The organism is Methylobacterium sp. E-046 (genome assembly GCF_022829625.1).
Lineage (GTDB): Bacteria > Pseudomonadota > Alphaproteobacteria > Rhizobiales > Beijerinckiaceae > Methylobacterium > Methylobacterium longum.
Genome location: NZ_JAKSYP010000126.1, coordinates 24,975 through 42,877 on the forward strand (window position 1 = coordinate 24,975; position 17,903 = coordinate 42,877).

Here is a 17,903-nt window from a genome sequence, read left to right on the forward strand (position 1 = left end):
CGCCCCTTCAGAGGTTGCTGGCGGCGGTGTCGCGGATGGCCGCGACGATGTTGGGATAGGCGCTGCAGCGGCAGATGTTGCCGCTCATCCGCTCGCGGATCTCCGCGTCGCTGAGCGTCGGGGTCGCGGCCATATCCTCGGTGACGTGGCTCGGCCAGCCGGCCTTGGCCTCATTCAGCATGCCGACCGACGAGCAGATCTGGCCCGGCGTGCAGTATCCGCACTGGAAGCCGTCGTGCTCCAGGAAGGCCGCCTGCATCGGGTGAAGCTTGTCGCCGTCCGCGAGGCCCTCGATCGTGGTGATCTGATCGCCCTCGTGCATCGCCGCGAGGGTCAGGCAGGAATTGATCCGCCGGCCGTCCACCAGCACCGTGCAGGCGCCGCACTGGCCGTGGTCGCAGCCCTTCTTGGTGCCGGTGAGAGCCAGATGCTCGCGCAGGGCATCGAGCAGCGTCGTGCGCGTGTCGAGGACGAGATCCTGCGGCGTGCCGTTGACGGTGAGCCGCACCGGCATCGTCTGCGGAGCCGGATCGCCGGGTGCGGCGAGGGCGGGCGCCGGCCGATAACCGAGAGCGCCCAGCACACCGGCTGCCGCGCAGCCCTCCACCACGGCACGCCGCGTCAGGGCGAACGGCTTCTTCGGAGTCGCGTCTGTCATGCTGCTGTCCCGCCCATGCGTGACGCAACCGGGCGCGACGCAATCTGGAATCCGGTGTGCCAACGTCGGGTCGATGGATTAGATCCGCTCCAGACTGCGCCCCTTCACCGCGGCCACGTCGCGTTCCGGGGGCTGCCAGTCGCGATCCTGCGGCCTTCGTCATCGCGAGCGCAGCGACCCGGCGGAGCGCCATCTCGATCGGGGTGGCGCGGCCGGGTGGCTTCGCGTCGCTGGCAAAACGATGAGGCCGAACTGATTGGCCGCCCCGTGCGCGACCCGTCAGGGCCTCAGGCCCGCGTCGATGCCGGCTCGGCCAGCCGGATCGCCGCGGCCAGATCGGCCGCCTGCGCCCGGTCCCGGCAGACCATCCACAGGTCGTCGTGAGCGGAGAGTGAAGCGTCGAACAGGTCGACGAGGGCGGCCGGTGGATCGGCGAGATCGGGCCAGTGATAGAGGTGGAAGCCCAGAGCCTCGAAGAGCGGGAGGAGCGGCGCCAGATCCCAGAGCCTGTGGTTGCTCAAGGTTGCGTCGAGCCGGCCGGTTGCGAGAAGCGCGGCGTCGGCGATGGCGCCGCCCTCCCCCCAGGGAAACCAGCCTCGACCGTAATCCAGGGTGAAACGCTGGGCCGCCACGGCGAGCCAGCCCACGTGGCCGGTGCGGCCGATCCTTCGTTCGAGCGGCCGCAAGCCCTCGGCCTGGCGTCCGCCCCGGGTCGGCGCCCAAAAGGCTTGGCCCTCGGACGCGGCCAGCAGGATGCCCTGCGCCGCCTCGGCCGGCTCGGCGCGAACGGGGTGCGAACGGTCCTCGTTCCAGGCGGGCAGGCTCATCACGCAGGCCCGGGGCCAGCTGGCCCGGCAGGCCGCCACCATCACGCCCCAGCCCGGAAGGCCGCCCGCGAAGGGACGTGTCCCGTCGATCGGGTCGCCCACGAAGGTCCAGGCGTCCCGGGCCAGCAGCGCCCGCGCCGCCGATTGCCCCAGTTCCCCGGCCGTCTCCTCCTCGATGAGATCCGGTCCGAAGCGGTCGTGCAGCAATCGGCTGACGGCGAGGTCGGCTTCGGTCAGGGCCTGGCCGAGATCCGGGCCCTTGTTCGTCATGTCCAGGCCGCGCGCGCGCATGGCAAGCGCCAGCGGTGCCGCCTCCTCGGCGAAAGCGAGCATCCGCGCGAGGACGTCCTGCGCGGGCGTGTCGGTTCGAGCGGTCATGCGGCGAAGAGTTCGGGTACGCGGAGCATCAGGGCCTGGACCAGGACCAGCGTCTTAAGATCCGGCAGGCGACCGGTCCGGGCTTGGTCCGCCAGCTCGACGAGCGGGACCTCAAGGGCGAGCACCTGCTCGCCCTCCTCGTGCAGGCCGCCCCCGGCGCCGACACGGTCGGCGGGTCGGTAGGGCGCGAGGTAGAGCCAGAGGCGCTCGGAAGACACGCTGGGCATCGTGTAGGCGTGCGCCACCGGCTCCAGCCGGCTCAGGCGCACGCCCGCCTCCTCCATCGCCTCGCGGATCGCGGTCGCCTCGGGCGCGCCGCCGTCGAGTCCGCCCGCCGGGGCCTCGTCGAAATCCGCCGGCTCACCCCAGAAGGCCGGGCCGACCCGGGCCTGCCGGACCAGCAGGGCCACGCGACGGCCGGGATCGTAGGGCAGCACGCAGGCTGCCTGGCCGTGATCCTCCAGGGCCCGCCGCACCGTGCTGCCGTCCGTCAGCGTGAGCGTGGCGATGCCGAAGGTGTTCCACCCCCGGTGGAGCACCTCCAGCGGCAGGACGGGCGCGGGATCGGTCACGGGCGGGTCAGCGTTGCGTGCTGGCGGCGGTCTGGCCGAACATCACCTTCTTGGCGTCCTCGCTCATGGTCTTGCCGAAATCGGGATTGACCTCCGGAGCGCGGGCGTAGGCCGCCTTCGTGGCGGGCCGCTCGGCGATGGCCGTGAACCAGCGCTTGAGGTTCGGGTGGTCGTCGAGGTTCTGACCCTGCTTCTCGTACGGCACGATCCAGGGATAGCAGGCCATGTCGGCGATGGAGTAATCCGGGCCGGCGATGAAGGCTCGGTCGGCCAACCGCCGGTCGAGGACGCCGTAGAGCCGGTTGGTCTCATTGGCGTAGCGCTTGATCGCGTAGTCGATCTTCTCCGGTGCGTATTGCGAGAAGTGGTGGTTCTGGCCCAACATCGGACCGAGCCCGCCCATCTGCCAGAACAGCCATTGCAGAACCTCGGCCCGGCCGCGCAGGTCGGCCGGGATGAAGCGCCCCGTCTTCTCGGCGAGGTAGAGCAGAATCGCGCCCGATTCGAACAGCGAGACCGGCGCACCGCCCCCCGCCGGCTCGTCGTCGACGATCGCCGGCATGCGGTTGTTGGGAGCAATCTTCAGAAATTCCGGATTAAATTGATCACCCTTACCAATATTTACAGGTTGAATTTGGTATGGGAGGGCGACCTCTTCGAGGAACATCGTGATCTTATGGCCGTTCGGCGTCGGCCAGTAGTGGAGATTGATCATCCGTCCGCGTCCCGCTGCGCCCCCCGGCGAACGTGAAGTGGGCCGTCGCGAGCCCCTGGTCAAGCATGAGACCGGCGCGGGTTGAGATTGCGTGCGACCGGATCACATCGCCCCGGCGTCTCGATCGCGGCGTCCCGCCCACGCTGCACGTCCGGCTCGCCGACGGCGCCATGCTGAGGGCGCGCCGCGGCTGCGGATTCCGAACGCCGCTGCGCGGTCCCGGTATCACGGGGTGGTCGACAGAGCCGCGGTGGCATCTCCAGCGGCTGACCGAGCCTGCGAGAACACCGTCGAACCGGAGAAGATCGGTTCCGGAGCGCGTGCCCGAAGAGGGGGTCCATTCACGTCGACCCAAGTTCACAGTCCGGCCGGAAGGGGCCGCGTCGCCCGAGCGGCGGTGGTGAGCTCATGTCGAGGGGGCGGCCCGGCGGACCGAGACGCAAGTCGCCCTGCGTGAAACGCGTCTTGTCGACGGCGGATGACCGCGCCACAGTCGCGGCGTGGCGGCCTACGCCCGTCACGACCCGCCCTCGTCCGACGGCGGGATGCTCGGCGGCCTGGGCATCTGCCCTCCATCCCATCGAGAGGTCGCGGTGACGGTATCGCAGCTTACGCCCTGCCAGGATCGAGACCGGGGGACCCGCGCTCGGGTAGCGCGATGAAGCCTGTTCTGCTGACCGGGGCGGCCGGGTTCATCGGCTACCATGTCGCCCAGCGCTATCTGGCCGAGGGCCGCACAGTCCTCGGGATCGACGACCTCAACGACTATTACGACGTCGCGCTCAAGGAGAGCCGTCTCGAACGCCTGTCCGCGCACGGGAACTTCGCGTTCCGGAAGGTCGATCTGGCCGATCGCCCGGCCATGGACGATGTTTTCCGGACACACGCTTTCGGGACGGTCATCCATCTCGGGGCGCAGGCGGGCGTGCGCTACTCCCTGGAGAACCCGCACGTCTACGTGAAGAGCAACGTCGAAGGCTTCCTGCACATCCTCGAAGGCTGCCGCCACAGCCCGGTCGAGCACCTGCTCTACGCGTCATCGAGTTCGGTCTACGGCGCGGTGACGCAGATGCCGTTCTCGGTGCACCAGAACGTCGATCATCCCGTCAGCCTGTACGCGGCCACCAAGAAGTCGAACGAGCTGTTCGCCCATTGCTACAGCCATCTCTACCGCATCCCGTGCACCGGACTGCGCTTCTTCACGGTCTACGGACCGTGGGGCCGCCCCGACATGGCGCTGTTCCTGTTCACGCGCGCCATCCTGGCCGGCGAGCCGATCAAGGTGTTCGCCAACGGGCAGATGATGCGTGACTTCACCTACATCGACGACGTCGTGGAAGGCATCGTGCGCCTCGCCGGCAACCCCGCGCAGGGCGATCCAGCCTGGGACTCGAACGCCCCCGATCCCGGCACGAGCGCGGCACCCTACCGGGTCTACAACATCGGCAATCACCGACCGGTGCAGCTCCTGCACCTGATCGAGGTTCTGGAGGAGTGCCTGGGCCGGAAGGCCGTCAAGGAGTTCCTGCCGTTCCAGCCCGGCGACGTTCCGGAAACCTACGCCGATGTCGACGACCTCGCCGCGGCGACCGGATACGTGCCGAGCACCCCCATCGAGGTCGGCGTGGACCGGTTCGTCCGCTGGTATCGGGATTACCACCGCGTCTGATTGGGACGCGGCTTGCCGGATTCCTCTGGGGATCGACCCGGACGACACGTCGCAAGCCATTCCGGCGCCGCCGCAGAACCCCATATCGAGATGCGGGCCGTCCTCGGGCCTCGGAACCGGCATGGCCCTCACCCGCGACCTCCTCGATATCCGGACGATCTACCATGAGCCGGCGGTGGAAGGTTTCCCCCTCGGCCAGGAGATCCTGGGGCGCTTCCCCGATGCCGAGCGCATCGCCGTGCCGTCACACTGGAACATCCCGGAGTTGCACGGGAATGCGGGCTCGGTGGCGGACTGGGTGCGGATCAAGCGCTCGACCCTGGTCCTGGGCGTGAAGAAGAGCCTCACGATGCGGCCGAACGGCCGCAGCGCGCATTTCATCGCGCCCTCGACCTCCAATGGCTGCGCCATGGCCTGCGCCTACTGCTACGTCCCGCGGCGCAAGGGGTTCTCGAACCCGATCTCCCTGTTCGTCAACATCGACCAAGCCTGCGCGGCGATCCGCCGGCACGCCGCCCGGCAGGGTCCCCTCCCCGAGCCGGATGCGATCGACCCGGCCGCCTGGGTCTACGACATCGGCGAGAACGGCGACCTCTCGGTGGATGCCGCCGTGAGCAGCGGGGTGCGCAGTTTCGTCGAGCTGTTCCGCACCCTGCCGAACGCGAAGGCGTCCTTCGCGACCAAGGCGGTGAACCGCGATCTCTTGGACTACGATCCGCAGGGCAAGACGCGGATCCGCTTCTCGCTCATGCCCGCGCGGATCGCCAAGGTGGTCGACGTGCGCACCGCCCCGATCCCCGAACGGATCGCCGCCATCGACGACTTCGTGGCCGCAGGATACGAGGTCCACGCCAACTTCTCGCCGGTGATCCTGTACGAAGGCTGGGAGGACGATTGGCGCGCGCTCTTCGCCGAGCTCGACGGGACGCTGTCGGACGCCGCCAAGGCGCAGCTCAAGTGCGAGATCATCATGCTGACCCACAACGCGGATCTCCATGACGTGAATCTCGGGTGGCATCCGCGGGCCGAGGAACTCCTCTGGCGGCCGGATATCCAGGAGGCGAAGGTCTCGCAGGGCGGCGGCACCAACCTGCGCTACCGGACCGGCTGGAAGGGCCGATGGCTCGGGCGGTTCAAGGCCCTGCTCGCGGACACGATGCCGTACTGCACGGTGCGCTACGCGTTCTGAACTCCCCGTCCCGTGCGGCGTTGGAGCGCCAGCGGAGGAAGAGCGTCGTCATGGCCACGCACGAGACCTACATCCACGAAGCGGTGGCGCTCGCCGAGGCGAACATCGAGGCCGGAGGATCCCCCTACGGCGCGGTGATCGTGCGCGACGGCGCGATCCTGGTCCGCGCGGCCAACACCGTTCACGCCACGAACGATCCCAGCGCCCATGCCGAGATGGTGGCCCTGCGGGAGGCGAGCCGGATCCTGGGGCGCCGGGATCTCTCGGATTGCGTGATGTACGCGAGCGGGCGCCCCTGCCCCATGTGCCACGCCGCGATGCGGCTCGCCGGCTTCAAGCAGGGCTACTTCGCCTTCTCGGCTGAGGAGGCGGAGGCGCACGATGCCGGGAGCGCCGCGATCTACGCCGAACTCTGCCAGCCCCTGGAGACTCAGCCAATGCGACTGAGCCAGGTCCGGCCGGCGGGCGAGGCGCCCTACGCCGCCTGGGCGGCCCGCCGGAGACGCTGACGGATCAATGCGTCCAGGGCGCCGTACGGTTGAACTTGAAATTGTCCGAGTACGAGAGCCCCTTGCGGGCGGCGGGCTTGGCCGGCTGCTCGACCCGGTAGGCGACCCCCTCGCGCTTGGCGTAGGCCACCGCCTCCTCCTCCGTGTCGAACTCCAGCCGCACCTGCTGCATCATGTCGGAGGAGCCGTTCCAGCCCATCAGCGGATCGATCTCGCGCGGGCTCGTCTGGTCGAATTCTAGGATCCACTGCTTGGTCCGGGCGAGGCCCGACTGCGTGGCGTCGCGGGACGGACGAAAGATGCGGGCGCTCGGCATCTGCGGTCGACATGCTCCTGAACGAATGGTCGGGGCGATAGGATTCGAACCTACGACCCCCTGGTCCCAAACCAGGTGCGCTACCAGACTGCGCCACACCCCGACACCCCCGATGGGGCTCAGATCCCTACCGGTTCGGCCGGCGCGCCGCAAGGCGACCGTGGGCCGCGATGGCGCCGATCCCCACCCCGGGCACTCGAATGCCCCGCGCCGGCGATCGGACGTCCGCGCGACGAGGACGGGGCTTCGGATCACGCCGGCGGAGGATGGCGGGCCCTCCGCAGTCCGGAACCGGTCGGTCACGCCGGACGGGGCGCATCGAGCTGGAGCGCCTTCAGCGGATGCAGGCGACGGGTCGCGAGATCGCGCAGACCGATGAGATTGCCGATGAGCCTGCCCCGGCGGTCGATGTAGGCTTCCGGCCGCGCCGAACGGACCAAGTTCGCCGCGAAGTTCTGAACGATGCTCACCACCGCTTCGCGGCGGTCGTATGTGCCCTTCTTGTGCAGATAGATCGGGTTTGCGATCTGCGAGTAGCCCAGGAACTTGCCACTCGAGCGTCCGAGCTTCGTGCCGAGATGGACCCCGCGCGCCGACGTGCACTGCACGGCGCGACCATGGCGCGCCAGGCGGCGCATGAGGTCGACGTCCTCGTACCAGCCGTATCGCGGGAGATTCTCGTCGAAATCGAGCCCGTGCTCGACGAGTGTCCGGTAGCGCAGCGCCATATTGCACCCGTAGCCGTGCCGCACCTCCTTCATCCCACGGGGCCGGGGATGCGCGTCGTCGCGCGCGATGATCTGCTCGGCCGCCTCGGGCGACAGGCCCGGTCCCTTGATCCCGTCCGCGACCACCGTTCCGGTCGCGACGACGATCGAGGTATCGCCGAAGGCCTCGATCATCTCGGCGATGTAGGTTCGCCCCAGGAAGAAATCGTCGTCGATGAAGAGCAGCACGTCACTGCGCTCCATCGAGCGCATGATCGTGTTGCGCTGCTTCGTGAGCCCGAGTTCGGAGACGACGTGGCGGATCGGAAAGGGCGCCGACCGGTACCGCGCCGCGGTGAGATCGAGCGCCGCCGGTGAGCAGAGGATCACCTCGTCGGGCAGACGCGTCTGCACCAGCAGACGATCCATCGTGCGCTCGAGGATCTGCGTTCTGTCGCGCGTCGCGATCCCGACACATAACCGCATCGCTGTGAACCGCTCGACGAGACGCCACTCAGGAAAGACGGACGGGTGATCGCTCGGATCGACCGAGAGATCCATGTCCATCCGGCTCATGATGCCGGATATTGGGAGTTCCAGCCGTCGAAGCGGCCCTTGGCCCTTGCGGCGCGGAAGAGCGCCAAGCTCAGATTGCCGGTCAGGACGGCCACCACGGCCCCGAGGATCGGCCGTATGCAGTGGATGGCGACCTCGCGCTTCCGGTACGCGTGCCGCCGGAGAACGAGCCCCTTGCCCAACCCGTACGCGTAGGACCGCTTGATGTGATACCACGTTATCTTCGATGAGCCGCGGTCATGATAGACGTTGAGGCCCGGGTCGTAGTAGAGTTTGTGCCCTCGCGAGAGCAGATTCAACAACAGATCCGTTTCTTCGCCCGACAGGTATGGGGTATTGCTCCCGAGGCCGATACGTTCATCGAACCCGCCGATCTCCCGGATCCGCTCCGTGCGCAGGAATATGCCCACCGAGACGGCTCGGCTCCAGACATTGGTCTTGCTGATCCATCCGCTCGTGCGGTCTGAACGGCCCGCACTGTCCTGCCCGTCGTGATCGCAGCAACGGACGCAGACGCCCGATGCGCTGCCGTGCCGGACGAAGTGCTCCTTCAAGCTCGCCAGCAGCGTCGGCGGATATTCGCAGTCATCGTCGGGGAAGCCGACGATCCGCCCGCTCGCCATCGCGAGACCGGCGTTTCGGCCCTTCGAGAGCCCCACGCCGCTCCGCGTGTAGTGGACCTTACCGGACCGACTGAATTCAGCGACGATCCGGCGGACGTGGTCGGTCTCGTTCTGATCGACGACGATGACCTCGAAGGATTCGTACGACTGAGCGACGAGACTCTGCAAGGCAGACCTCAATCGAGGAGCAGGCCCGATCGTCGAGATGATCAGGCTGAATTCGGGTCGCGTGCCGGGATCATCCATGGGACCGGACTCCGAGCGTCTTGATCACTTCTGTCAGGCCGGACAGGTAGGCATCGATGGCCGCCGTATTCTGTGTTTGTTGCGTCAGCATGATCCGGGGCAGCCGGAAGCGATCGGCGCCGCTTCTCAGAGTGGTCGCCTGGGTCGTGAAGGCTGCCGAAAAGCCAGCCTGCGCGACGACGCGAGGAGCCAAAGGACCCGTCTCGTGGGGCTGGCCGAACGGGTAGGCGAAGTAGCGGGGCTCACGCCCGACCCTCGCTGCGCAGCGATCCCGGGAGACGCCGACCTCCTCGATCAGATCGGACTCGGAGAGGTGCGCCATGACCGGATGCGACACCGTATGGGCACCGAAGGTGATGAGCCCCGAGCGCGCCATCTCGTCGACCATGTCCCAACTCAGCGCACTCTCGAAGGCGTCCGATCGCCGGAAATGCGGGTTGGCTTCGGCCAGATCCTCCACGAGCCGCACCTTCCCAGCCGGATCCAGCCGGCGGAAGCGATCGGCCCATTCGGCATAGACGTGCCGACGGTCGGTCTCTGATCTGATCGCGTGGCGGCTGGCTCCAAGCCCGAAGTTCTCACCGACGGCGAGCGCGCGCTCCAGGGGATGCCACCACATCGGGCTCGTGCGGTCGAGCAGACCCGTCGCCAGGAAGATCGCCGCCGGCGCCGCATGGCTGCGGAGAACCGGATAGGCGACATCGTAATTGTCACGGTAGCCGTCGTCGAATGTCAGGCACACGAACGGGCTATGATCATTTGAATCGAGGCGGGCGACGCATTCGTCGAGACTGACAACCGGGATGCCTCTGCCCTTGATGTGGTGCAGCAATCTGTCGAGGAAGACGTCCGTAACGGCCATAGCGCCCTTCAAGCGACTAGGATCGTCTTGCCTCTCGACCGAATGGAGGCAGAATATCGTTGCCCGCTTGAGTCCCAACGCGGAAGATAACTTTCCAATACGTGGAACAGAGTCTCGATAGATACTCGCAAACCTCTCACGCATAATTGCCGTGCGTACCGCGACCCGAGTTTCTGCTTCCAGCGCCTTTCATCAGAGATTCGGCATCCGTAGTCAAGAAACATCTCGCAACAATCAGTATCGAGCGCCGTGCAACTTTCGGTTTTGACTGCCGGGCCGTCCATTCGGCCGATCAGAAGGACGTCAGATTTGCATTAAAAATTTTCCATAAAAATTCAGGCCCGCAGAGCAACGCCGGACATTGAGAACGGTCGCGCGGCATCTGCGCCATATCAAGATACGTGAATTAACCAGCCTTATGCCGCGGAGTGTTAGCGAAGCGCTGAAAGTCGAGATCACGCCGAATACGCAGACGGAGATTGTTGGCTCCGCGGGCGCCGCTCGCGCGGTTCGGTGCTGAGCCTGATCTGCGGATGGCGTAAGCTGCGGTGAGTGCGACGGTTTCCGCGCGCGGTTGGCGGCGGCGTCACGGCGACCAGGCTGTCGGCGGCACCCGTCGCGGACGGCAGCCTGGTCTCTCCGGCGCGTCTGGCCGGGCTCTCCGGCGTCCTGCCCGGGAAGGGCGGCGAGTTACGGCCGCGCGGGAGTCGGCGGCGGCCATGGCCGACCCCCGTCGTGCGAGACCGCGACCGATCGCTCGCCCCGGATCCGCCCGTTCAGATGCCCTGGAAGGTGTCCGCGTCCAGCAGCGGCCAGTTCGCGTCCTTGTCCGAGATGACGCTCACGGGCAAGGGCCAATCGATGTTGAACAGCGGATCGCTGTAGCGCACGCCGCCTTCACTGGCGGGCGTGTAGGGTGCCGAAACCAGGTAGCTGACTTCCACCTCGTCCGAGAGTGTCTGGAAACCGTGCGCGAAGCCCTTCGGCACATAGAGCATGCGGCGGTTCTCGGCGGAGAGTTCGAACCCCTGGTGGCGCAGGAAGGTCGGCGAATCCCGCCGCAGATCGATGATCACGTCGAGGATCGCTCCGTGCAGGCAGCGCAGCAGCTTCACCTCGCCGTGGGGCGCGCGCTGGAAATGCATGCCGCGCAACGTTCCCTTCTGAGCGGAAACCGAGGCGTTCTGCTGAACGAAGACGGTTTCGAGGCCGTTCGCCCCGAACTCCGTCGTGCAGAAGGTGCGCCCGAACCAGCCCCGCTCGTCGCCGCGGGGCTCGACCTCGATCAGCCGCGCATCGCTCAGTTCGGTTTCCTGGAAGATCATGCCACCCGTCCCGTCTCAGGCTGCGCGGAGAAGTGCGCGCGCTGTTCCGCATACAAGCGATCCACCAGGCGCCCCGGCGGCAGATCGACATCGGAGAAACGGATCGGCTGGTCCTTGGGAACGGCGTGCTTCAACGCGGCACCGAGGGCGAGCCCGAGCGGCAGGAGATCCTCGCGGTCGATGACCGCGCTGTTCTCCGCGACCCCGTAGGCTTCGTATCCACCGAATTCCTGGATGATCTCGCCGGGCGCCAGATCCTTCTTGGCCACTGAGATCACGCCGACGCGGGGCGCGCCGGCCGGGGCGAGCACCGCGTCGCGGAACAGAACCGCGCGCGCGAGCGACGTCGGCACCTCGAAGTGGCAGAGGTGGTAGGGCGTCGAGAAACAATAATATGGGCCGGCGCCCAGCTTGTAGAGATTGAGGAAATGCTGCTGGACGGGATCGTCATGCGTCCCGATCACGAAGACGCCGGGGCCGGGCCGGGCGCCGACGACGTAGTCGACAAGGCCGGTGCGGCTCTGATCGAGCGCCTCGGTGAAAGCCGACAGGGTGGCCTCCAGCGGAACCAGTGGCGCCGTGGGATCGCCCCCCGAGAAATCCGGACCGAGCATTCCCCTGCGCGCGACGCCGAAACCGGTGCCATTCGCGACGATCGCCTGCTCGTAGGAAATCTTCGTGCCGTCCGCGAAGGACGCGACCATGGCCGGCTTCTGGCCCCACTTCTCGGCAAACGATCGCTGCGTGGTCGGATTGCGGTAGGGATCGTGCAACCCTTTGATGTTGCCGCAGAGAACCGGCTTCACGCCCAGGCCGGCCACGAAGCGATAGAGGTTCATCTGGACGCCAGGCTGATCCCCGTCGGCGAACGTGTAGATGACGTTCGCCCGATCCGCCTTGGCCTTCAGGATCGGCCCCACCGTGCCGTCCATCTCGGCGTTCATCTGGACGACATGTTTGCCGGCCTCGATCGCGGCCAGCACGATCTGCGCCGCGTATTCGATGGAGCCCGTAACCTCCACGACGACATCCACGCCGTCGGCCTGAACGAGTGCGACCGCGTCCTCCGTCGCGACCGGCCTGCCCGCCGCGATCGCGGACTCGATGGCCGCCCGTCCCTCCGCTTCGATCGGCTCTATCCCGAGGTCGGCGAAGGCGCGCCGGGCCTGTTCGCCATGGCGGTTGGCCACGCCGACGACGCGCATACCCGTGGTCGAACGCACGATCTGCCGGACGATTCCCTTGCCTTGGAACCCCGCTCCGACGAGGGCGACACGGATCGGTTCGCCGTCAGCTTCCCGCCGAGCGAGGGCGGAGTCTACGAGGATCATCGTCGTCTCATTCCCATCTTTGCCTCGACGGCGGCCGGTTGAACGGCGTGTCGGACGAGGCGCGATGACGGAGCGGGTGTGAAGGTTAGGCCGATCGAACCCTGCTTAAAGAGACCATCATACCCCCATTGTCTACTCTCTTTGTCGAGACGAACTGCGTATTCGTGCCCCTGTTCATGCATTGCTCAAGGCCGCAAAAGCGGGTGGTGCTGGCCGGTCATCCCCAGCGCCGTCGCGCGCCGGATCGAAGCCGCGTGGATCACAATGATCCGATGGTGCGCTATTCAGATCCGGTTTACGTAATTTGACGTGCTTTGATATGGGTGTATTGTTAAAATAACTGCCAAACCGCTCCAATCGTAACTAGACACCGGCCACCAGGACCATATCCATGCGAGTGCTGATCACGGGCAATCTAGGTTATGTTGGCCCGGCCGTGGTTCAGCAATTACGGCGCGCGCATCCCGGGATTTTTCTCCACGGGTATGATCAAGCCTTCTTCGCCCATTGTCTCACGGGCGCGTCTGATCTGCCGGAGCGGCGGCTGGATCAGCAGAGCTACGGCGACGTCCGGAGCATCGATCCCGAAATATTGCGCGGATACGATGCAGTGATCCACCTCGCGGCCGTATCCAACGATCCGATGGGGAATCGGTTCGCTGACGTCACGCGAGCCATCAATCAGGATGCTTCCGTCGCTCTCGCGCGCGCCGCCAGCGAGGCCGGCGTGCGCAGCTTTGTCTTCGCCTCCAGCTGCAGCGTGTACGGCGTCGCGCAAGGCGGACCTCGCCGCGAGGACGATGCCGTCAATCCCGTCACCGCCTATGCCGCCTCCAAGATAGGAACCGAGCAGGGCCTGTCAGAGCTTGACAGCGCCATGACCATCACTTGCCTGCGCTTCGCGACGGCTTGCGGCATGTCGAGCCGGCTGCGACTGGATCTGGTGCTCAACGATTTCGTCGCCTGCGCGCTGTCGACCGGTGAGATCAGCGTCCTGAGCGATGGGACTCCGTGGCGTCCCCTGATCGATACGACCGATATGGCGCGCGCCCTGGATTGGGCCGCGTGCCGCTCCTCCAGCGGCAACGACCGGTTCCTGATCCTGAACGCCGGAACCAACGCGGCCAATTATCAGGTGCGGGATCTCGCCGAGGCTGTGGCCGCAGCGGTGCCGGGGACGCGGGTCAACATCAACACCGACGCGCCGGCCGACAGCCGCTCGTACCAGGTCGATTTCAGCCGCTATGCCGCGCTTGCGCCCGACCACCAGCCGCAGATGAGCTTGGCAGACTCGATCCACGCCCTGGTGGATGGGCTGCGCCGCATGGGATTCAACGATCCCGACTTTCGATCCTCGACGCTGATGCGCCTGCGCGTGCTGCAGGATCACATCCAGGCGAACCGCCTCTCTGAGAATCTCCGCTGGCTCTGAATCAATCCGTCGAGGAGTACCGTGAGATGAAGGTCGTCCTATTCGCGGGTGGCTTCGGCACACGCCTGAGCGAGGAAACCAGCGTCCGCCCCAAGCCCATGGTCGAGATCGGCGGGCGGCCGCTCATCTGGCATATCATGAGCTACTACGCTCATTTCGGCTTCCGCGACTTCGTCATCCTGGGTGGCTACAAGGTCGGGTTCATCCGCGACTATTTCCTGAATTTCCGCGGCCACCACGCGGATTTTCAGATCGATCTGGCCTCGGGCGAAACGAAATGGCTGAACAATCCCATTGAGGATTGGAAGGTCACCGTCCTGGATACCGGGATCGAGACGATGACCGGCGGCCGTCTGCGTCGGGCGCAGCACCTGCTCCGCGGCGAGCGCTTTCTCCTCACCTACGGCGACGGCCTGAGCAATGTCGATCTGCATCGCCTCATCGCGACGCACGACGCCTCCAAGGCGTGGTGCACCCTGACGGCGGTGATGCAGCCGGGGCGCTACGGCGCATTGAAGCTGAGCCGGGACGTCAATCAGGTCACCGGCTTCCGCGAGAAGGGCGCGTCGGATGGCGGCCTGATCAATGGCGGCTTCTTCGTCTGCGAGCCGGAGGTGTTCGAATTCATCGACGGCGACGACACCGTGTTCGAGGACACGCCGATGGCCCGTCTGATCAAGCACGGGAAACTCGCGAGCTACCGGCATGACGGTTACTGGCAGAGCATGGACTCGTTGCGCGACAAGCACGTCATCGAGCAGCAATGGGCCGCGGGCGCGCCCTGGAAGGTGTGGCCGGACCCGCAACGCTGAGGGGGTTCGCTCCGTCGCGGGCGCGCGACGGCGCCGGCCTGCCCTGAGCCGGGCCGGACCCGGTGCCTTGACGAGCACGGGGCGTCGGCCCGGTGAGGTTCGGCCCGGGAGGTGGCACGGCCGTGCGGATCTCCGAGGGCCGGGCGCCTATAAGACGATCAGGTCGGCATAGGCCTGCGCCGTCGTTCTCCACGAGAACTGGTTTATCCTCTGTCGACCGGCGGCCGTCAGTTCGCTTCTCAGTTGCTGGGACTGCCGCAGCGCCTCCACATGCCCGATCCAGGCTGACGGGTCATCGGGGGCGGCCATCAGCGCGGCGTCGCCGCAGACTTCCGGCATGCTCGCGCGATCCGAGGAGATCACCGGGCAGCCCCGCGCCATCGCCTCGACAATCGGGAGCCCGAACCCCTCCGTCCAGGAGGGGAACAGCAAGCAGAGCGCGCGCTCCAGCAAGAAGGCCAGGTCATCGTCGTCGATCCGCCCGGTGAACAGCACGTTGTCACCGCCCGACAGGCCGTCGTCGGAGTATATCTTGGCGGATCCGCCGACGACGATGACGTCGATGCCGCTCTCACCGAGCCTCGGGGCGATGTCCATGATGAGCTGCAGGTTCTTGTGCGGTGCGCGGGAGCCGAGCGCCAGGACGAAGGGGCGCTCCGGACCGCCGCGCCGGCCGCTCACGATCGCTGGCGCCGCCTTGGCACGATCTGGCTGCCATGCCAGCGCGTGCTCGTGGCCGTTGGGCAGGACGATGATCTGGGAGGCCTTCAGGGGAAGATGCCGCGCGATCTGGGCTGCCGAATCGGCCGAGACACTGGTGACCTGAAGCGATCTCCGAACGATGACCGTCTGCAGGAACCGGTAATACAGTCGGAAGGAGGTGCTGTAACTCTCCGGCCGGATGAAGACATTGGCATCGTGGATGCACACCACCTGTCGCGCCTTGATGGCCGGGGCCGTGTTGCACAGGTTGAGCAGGTTTCCGCGCCAGCGTGCGGGCAAGGCGAACTGCTCCCAGGCATGTCCACCGACGCGACCGAAGTCGACGAGGGGCATCGCCGACAGGTGCGGATCGGCGGCGTGGCTTGGCGCCAGGATCGGGGCCGAGGTGTTCAGCCGCTCGAGCCGGTCATTGAGATGACGCGCGACGTTCCAGGCGTATCTCTGAACGCCCGTGAGATCCTGCGTGAGGAAACGCCCGTTCATGGCGAACCCATGTCTCGGTTCCATCGAGTCGTTCCTGGAAATGCGTGTTCTGAACGGAGAGGGAGGTTGCCGGTGCGGACGACCGGCGCGGTGCCGGCGGCCTCGCCACTCTGTCCTGAGCATGGACCGGAAAGGCAATCGCCAAACGTATCTGGGTCGATATCCGCCGATGGCCAGCGCGCAGCCCTCCGGCGCCAGCCGGCCCCGGAGCGGCGGCGAGGGCTGGCCCGATCGCTCGGTGGATCGTCCGTCGCCCGGGACGGGGCGGCGGTCCGGCCCAATCGCCTCTTCTCTCACAAGGCCCGGAGGCGGCTCCGCCCGAGCGGCCTGCCGCTCGGGTCGGGAGGGGCGCCCGCAGTTCAGAGAAGTGGGAAAGCCGCGATAATGGTCTATAGCAGCCCATGAGACCGCTCGGCCGTGGCCGATCAAGCGTCTTGCCAGGGGCTTGATCGGCCAGGGGATCGGGACCCGGATCCGTCAAAATGGGTCGCTCGCCGCCGGGTTCGTCCGGTGCCCGCCGGGTCTGCGCACGCGGCGCTGCAGAAACATTTCGCTTGAAGGGGCGCGGTTAATGAAGGTTGCGATCGTCCATTATTGGCTCGTCGGAATGCGAGGTGGGGAAAAGGTCGTCGAGGCGCTCTGCAACTTGTATCCGGAAGCCGACATCTTCACGCACGCGTACGCACCGGAAGCCATATCGCCGGCCATCAACGCGCACCGGGTCCACACATCCTTCATCAGCAAGCTGCCCCGCGCCACGACGAAGTATAAATCATATCTGCCCCTGATGCCGATGGCGCTGGAGCAGCTGGATCTGCGCGGATACGACCTGATCATCAGCAGCGAATCGGGCCCGGCGAAGGGAATCATCCCGCCCTCCGACGCGGTTCACATCTGTTACTGTCACTCGCCGATGCGCTACATCTGGAATATGTACCACGATTACCGGGAGCGGACGGGTCTTCTCACCCGCATGCTGATGCCGCCCCTGGCGCACTACGTCAGGAACTGGGACGCGATCTCGGCGGGCCGCGTGCAGGAATTCGTCGCCAATTCGGCCACCGTCGCCCGGCGGATCGAGACGTATTATCACCGACCCGCGGCGGTCATCCATCCGCCGGTCGACACGGCGGCCTTCGAGCGGGTCTCCAGCGAGGAGATCGGCGATTACCACCTGATGGTCGGTGAACTCGTCCGCTACAAGCGACCGGAATTGGCGATCGACGCGTTCAACCGCCTGCGCAAGCCGCTCGTCGTCATCGGCGGCGGAGAGATGCTGCGGGAATTGCGCGATCGCGCCGGCCCGCACGTGACGATGCTCGGTCCGCAGCCCTTCGACGTCCTGAAGCATCATTACGCCCGATGCCGGGGCTTGATCTTCCCCGGGGAGGAGGATTTCGGCATCGTTCCCGTGGAGGCCATGGCGAGCGGGCGGCCCGTCATCGCTTACGGCAAGGGCGGCGTCACCGAGACGGTCATCGACGGTGTGACTGGAAGCTTCTTCCACGAGCAATCCGTCGATGCGCTGATCGACGCCATCCACCGCTGCGAAGCCTTGGCGCCGGATCCGGCCCGGATGGTGCGCCGCGCCGCCGAATTCGGCGTCGACCGCTTCTCGGACGAGATCGGTCAGTTCATCGACTCGGTTCTGAAGGGCCGAGGTCTTTCGCCCGATCGGATCCAGCGCGAGCCGGGCCGTGCCTATCTGGTCCAATGATCGCGTCCGATCACCGTGGCCCGGCCGATCGTCCGGTGCCAGCGCACGCCCCGTCACTCGAGAGATCCGACGCGATGTCTGAAGGTTTTCCGCTCATTCACCCGATGATTTTGTGTGGTGGGACGGGCACGCGCCTGTGGCCGGCCTCGCGGGAGAGCATGCCCAAGCAGTTCGCCCGGCTTGTGGATGCGCAGGCCTCGACCTTCCAGGCGACGCTGGGGCGGGTGTCGGAC

At 66.6% G+C, this 17,903-nt stretch carries 18 protein-coding genes and 1 tRNA gene; 7 read left to right on the top strand and 12 right to left on the bottom strand.

Annotation, left to right across the window (positions count from 1 at the left end):
• Window positions 1–7: 7 nt before the first annotated feature.
• The 4 genes from paoA to MKK82_RS11490 all read right to left on the bottom strand — a co-directional run bounded on the left by paoA (window position 8) and on the right by MKK82_RS11490 (window position 3,150).
• The gene (gene paoA / locus MKK82_RS11475; protein ID WP_238291670.1) at window positions 8–658 is read right to left on the bottom strand and encodes an aldehyde dehydrogenase iron-sulfur subunit PaoA; all 651 of its coding nucleotides are present in this window, start codon (window positions 656–658) and stop codon (window positions 8–10) included.
• Window positions 659–945: 287 nt separating this feature from the next.
• The gene (locus MKK82_RS11480; protein WP_238291669.1) at window positions 946–1,863 is read right to left on the bottom strand and encodes an inositol monophosphatase family protein; all 918 of its coding nucleotides are present in this window, start codon (window positions 1,861–1,863) and stop codon (window positions 946–948) included.
• Window positions 1,860–2,435, bottom strand: coding sequence for an NUDIX domain-containing protein (locus tag MKK82_RS11485; protein ID WP_243985765.1), 576 nt, complete (start codon window positions 2,433–2,435; stop codon window positions 1,860–1,862). Before MKK82_RS11485 ends, MKK82_RS11480 begins: the two co-directional genes overlap by 4 nt.
• A gap of 7 nt (window positions 2,436–2,442) precedes the next feature.
• Window positions 2,443–3,150, bottom strand: a complete 708-nt coding sequence (locus MKK82_RS11490) for a glutathione binding-like protein (protein WP_238291666.1) — start codon at window positions 3,148–3,150, stop codon at window positions 2,443–2,445.
• Window positions 3,151–3,808: 658 nt separating this feature from the next.
• Between MKK82_RS11490 and MKK82_RS11495 the strand changes: the two genes are divergently transcribed.
• The 3 genes from MKK82_RS11495 (at window position 3,809) to MKK82_RS11505 (ending at window position 6,517) form a co-directional block, all read left to right on the top strand.
• Window positions 3,809–4,819 carry an NAD-dependent epimerase gene (locus tag MKK82_RS11495; RefSeq protein WP_238291665.1) on the top strand — a complete coding sequence of 337 codons (1,011 nt, stop codon included), beginning with the start codon at window positions 3,809–3,811 and terminating at the stop codon, window positions 4,817–4,819.
• 121 nt (window positions 4,820–4,940) lie between these two features.
• Window positions 4,941–6,008, top strand: coding sequence for a spore photoproduct lyase family protein (locus tag MKK82_RS11500; RefSeq protein ID WP_238291664.1), 1,068 nt, complete (start codon window positions 4,941–4,943; stop codon window positions 6,006–6,008).
• A gap of 50 nt (window positions 6,009–6,058) precedes the next feature.
• Window positions 6,059–6,517 carry a nucleoside deaminase gene (locus MKK82_RS11505; protein WP_243985767.1) on the top strand — a complete coding sequence of 153 codons (459 nt, stop codon included), beginning with the start codon at window positions 6,059–6,061 and terminating at the stop codon, window positions 6,515–6,517.
• A gap of 4 nt (window positions 6,518–6,521) precedes the next feature.
• Here MKK82_RS11505 and MKK82_RS11510 read toward each other — a convergent pair whose 3' ends face one another.
• The 7 genes from MKK82_RS11510 to MKK82_RS11540 all read right to left on the bottom strand — a co-directional run bounded on the left by MKK82_RS11510 (window position 6,522) and on the right by MKK82_RS11540 (window position 12,503).
• The gene (locus MKK82_RS11510) at window positions 6,522–6,833 is read right to left on the bottom strand and encodes an ETC complex I subunit (protein ID WP_238291662.1); all 312 of its coding nucleotides are present in this window, start codon (window positions 6,831–6,833) and stop codon (window positions 6,522–6,524) included.
• A 26-nt stretch (window positions 6,834–6,859) separates the two neighbouring features.
• Window positions 6,860–6,936: transfer RNA gene (locus tag MKK82_RS11515), tRNA-Pro, on the bottom strand.
• 196 nt (window positions 6,937–7,132) lie between these two features.
• Window positions 7,133–8,116 carry a glycosyltransferase family 2 protein gene (locus tag MKK82_RS11520; protein ID WP_238291661.1) on the bottom strand — a complete coding sequence of 328 codons (984 nt, stop codon included), beginning with the start codon at window positions 8,114–8,116 and terminating at the stop codon, window positions 7,133–7,135.
• Window positions 8,113–8,985 carry a glycosyltransferase family 2 protein gene (locus tag MKK82_RS11525; RefSeq protein WP_238291660.1) on the bottom strand — a complete coding sequence of 291 codons (873 nt, stop codon included), beginning with the start codon at window positions 8,983–8,985 and terminating at the stop codon, window positions 8,113–8,115. Before MKK82_RS11525 ends, MKK82_RS11520 begins: the two co-directional genes overlap by 4 nt.
• Window positions 8,978–9,925 carry a polysaccharide deacetylase family protein gene (locus tag MKK82_RS11530; RefSeq protein ID WP_243985768.1) on the bottom strand — a complete coding sequence of 316 codons (948 nt, stop codon included), beginning with the start codon at window positions 9,923–9,925 and terminating at the stop codon, window positions 8,978–8,980. The genes MKK82_RS11525 and MKK82_RS11530 overlap by 8 nt, the downstream gene beginning before the upstream one ends.
• Before the next feature lie 698 nt (window positions 9,926–10,623).
• Window positions 10,624–11,172 (bottom strand): dTDP-4-dehydrorhamnose 3,5-epimerase, encoded by a 549-nt coding sequence (rfbC, locus tag MKK82_RS11535; protein WP_238291657.1) that lies wholly within the window; start codon window positions 11,170–11,172, stop codon window positions 10,624–10,626.
• The gene (locus tag MKK82_RS11540) at window positions 11,169–12,503 is read right to left on the bottom strand and encodes an NAD(P)H-dependent oxidoreductase (RefSeq protein WP_238291656.1); all 1,335 of its coding nucleotides are present in this window, start codon (window positions 12,501–12,503) and stop codon (window positions 11,169–11,171) included. The genes rfbC and MKK82_RS11540 overlap by 4 nt, the downstream gene beginning before the upstream one ends.
• A gap of 391 nt (window positions 12,504–12,894) precedes the next feature.
• Here MKK82_RS11540 and MKK82_RS11545 point away from each other — a divergent pair, with 391 nt between their 5' ends.
• Window positions 12,895–13,935: an NAD-dependent epimerase/dehydratase family protein gene (locus MKK82_RS11545; protein ID WP_238291655.1), complete on the top strand. Its 1,041-nt coding sequence runs from the start codon at window positions 12,895–12,897 to the stop codon at window positions 13,933–13,935.
• A 26-nt stretch (window positions 13,936–13,961) separates the two neighbouring features.
• Window positions 13,962–14,747 (top strand): glucose-1-phosphate cytidylyltransferase, encoded by a 786-nt coding sequence (gene rfbF, locus MKK82_RS11550; protein WP_238291654.1) that lies wholly within the window; start codon window positions 13,962–13,964, stop codon window positions 14,745–14,747.
• 147 nt (window positions 14,748–14,894) lie between these two features.
• Here the strand turns inward: rfbF and MKK82_RS11555 are convergent, their stop codons facing one another.
• Window positions 14,895–16,076: a glycosyltransferase family 4 protein gene (locus MKK82_RS11555; protein WP_238291653.1), complete on the bottom strand. Its 1,182-nt coding sequence runs from the start codon at window positions 16,074–16,076 to the stop codon at window positions 14,895–14,897.
• A gap of 448 nt (window positions 16,077–16,524) precedes the next feature.
• Here MKK82_RS11555 and MKK82_RS11560 point away from each other — a divergent pair, with 448 nt between their 5' ends.
• Both MKK82_RS11560 and MKK82_RS11565 read left to right on the top strand, forming a co-directional pair.
• Window positions 16,525–17,670 (top strand): glycosyltransferase, encoded by a 1,146-nt coding sequence (locus MKK82_RS11560; protein WP_238291652.1) that lies wholly within the window; start codon window positions 16,525–16,527, stop codon window positions 17,668–17,670.
• Between the two features lie 74 nt (window positions 17,671–17,744).
• A partial coding sequence (locus MKK82_RS11565) for a sugar phosphate nucleotidyltransferase (RefSeq protein WP_243985770.1) occupies window positions 17,745–17,903 on the top strand: 159 nt, incomplete at its 3' end.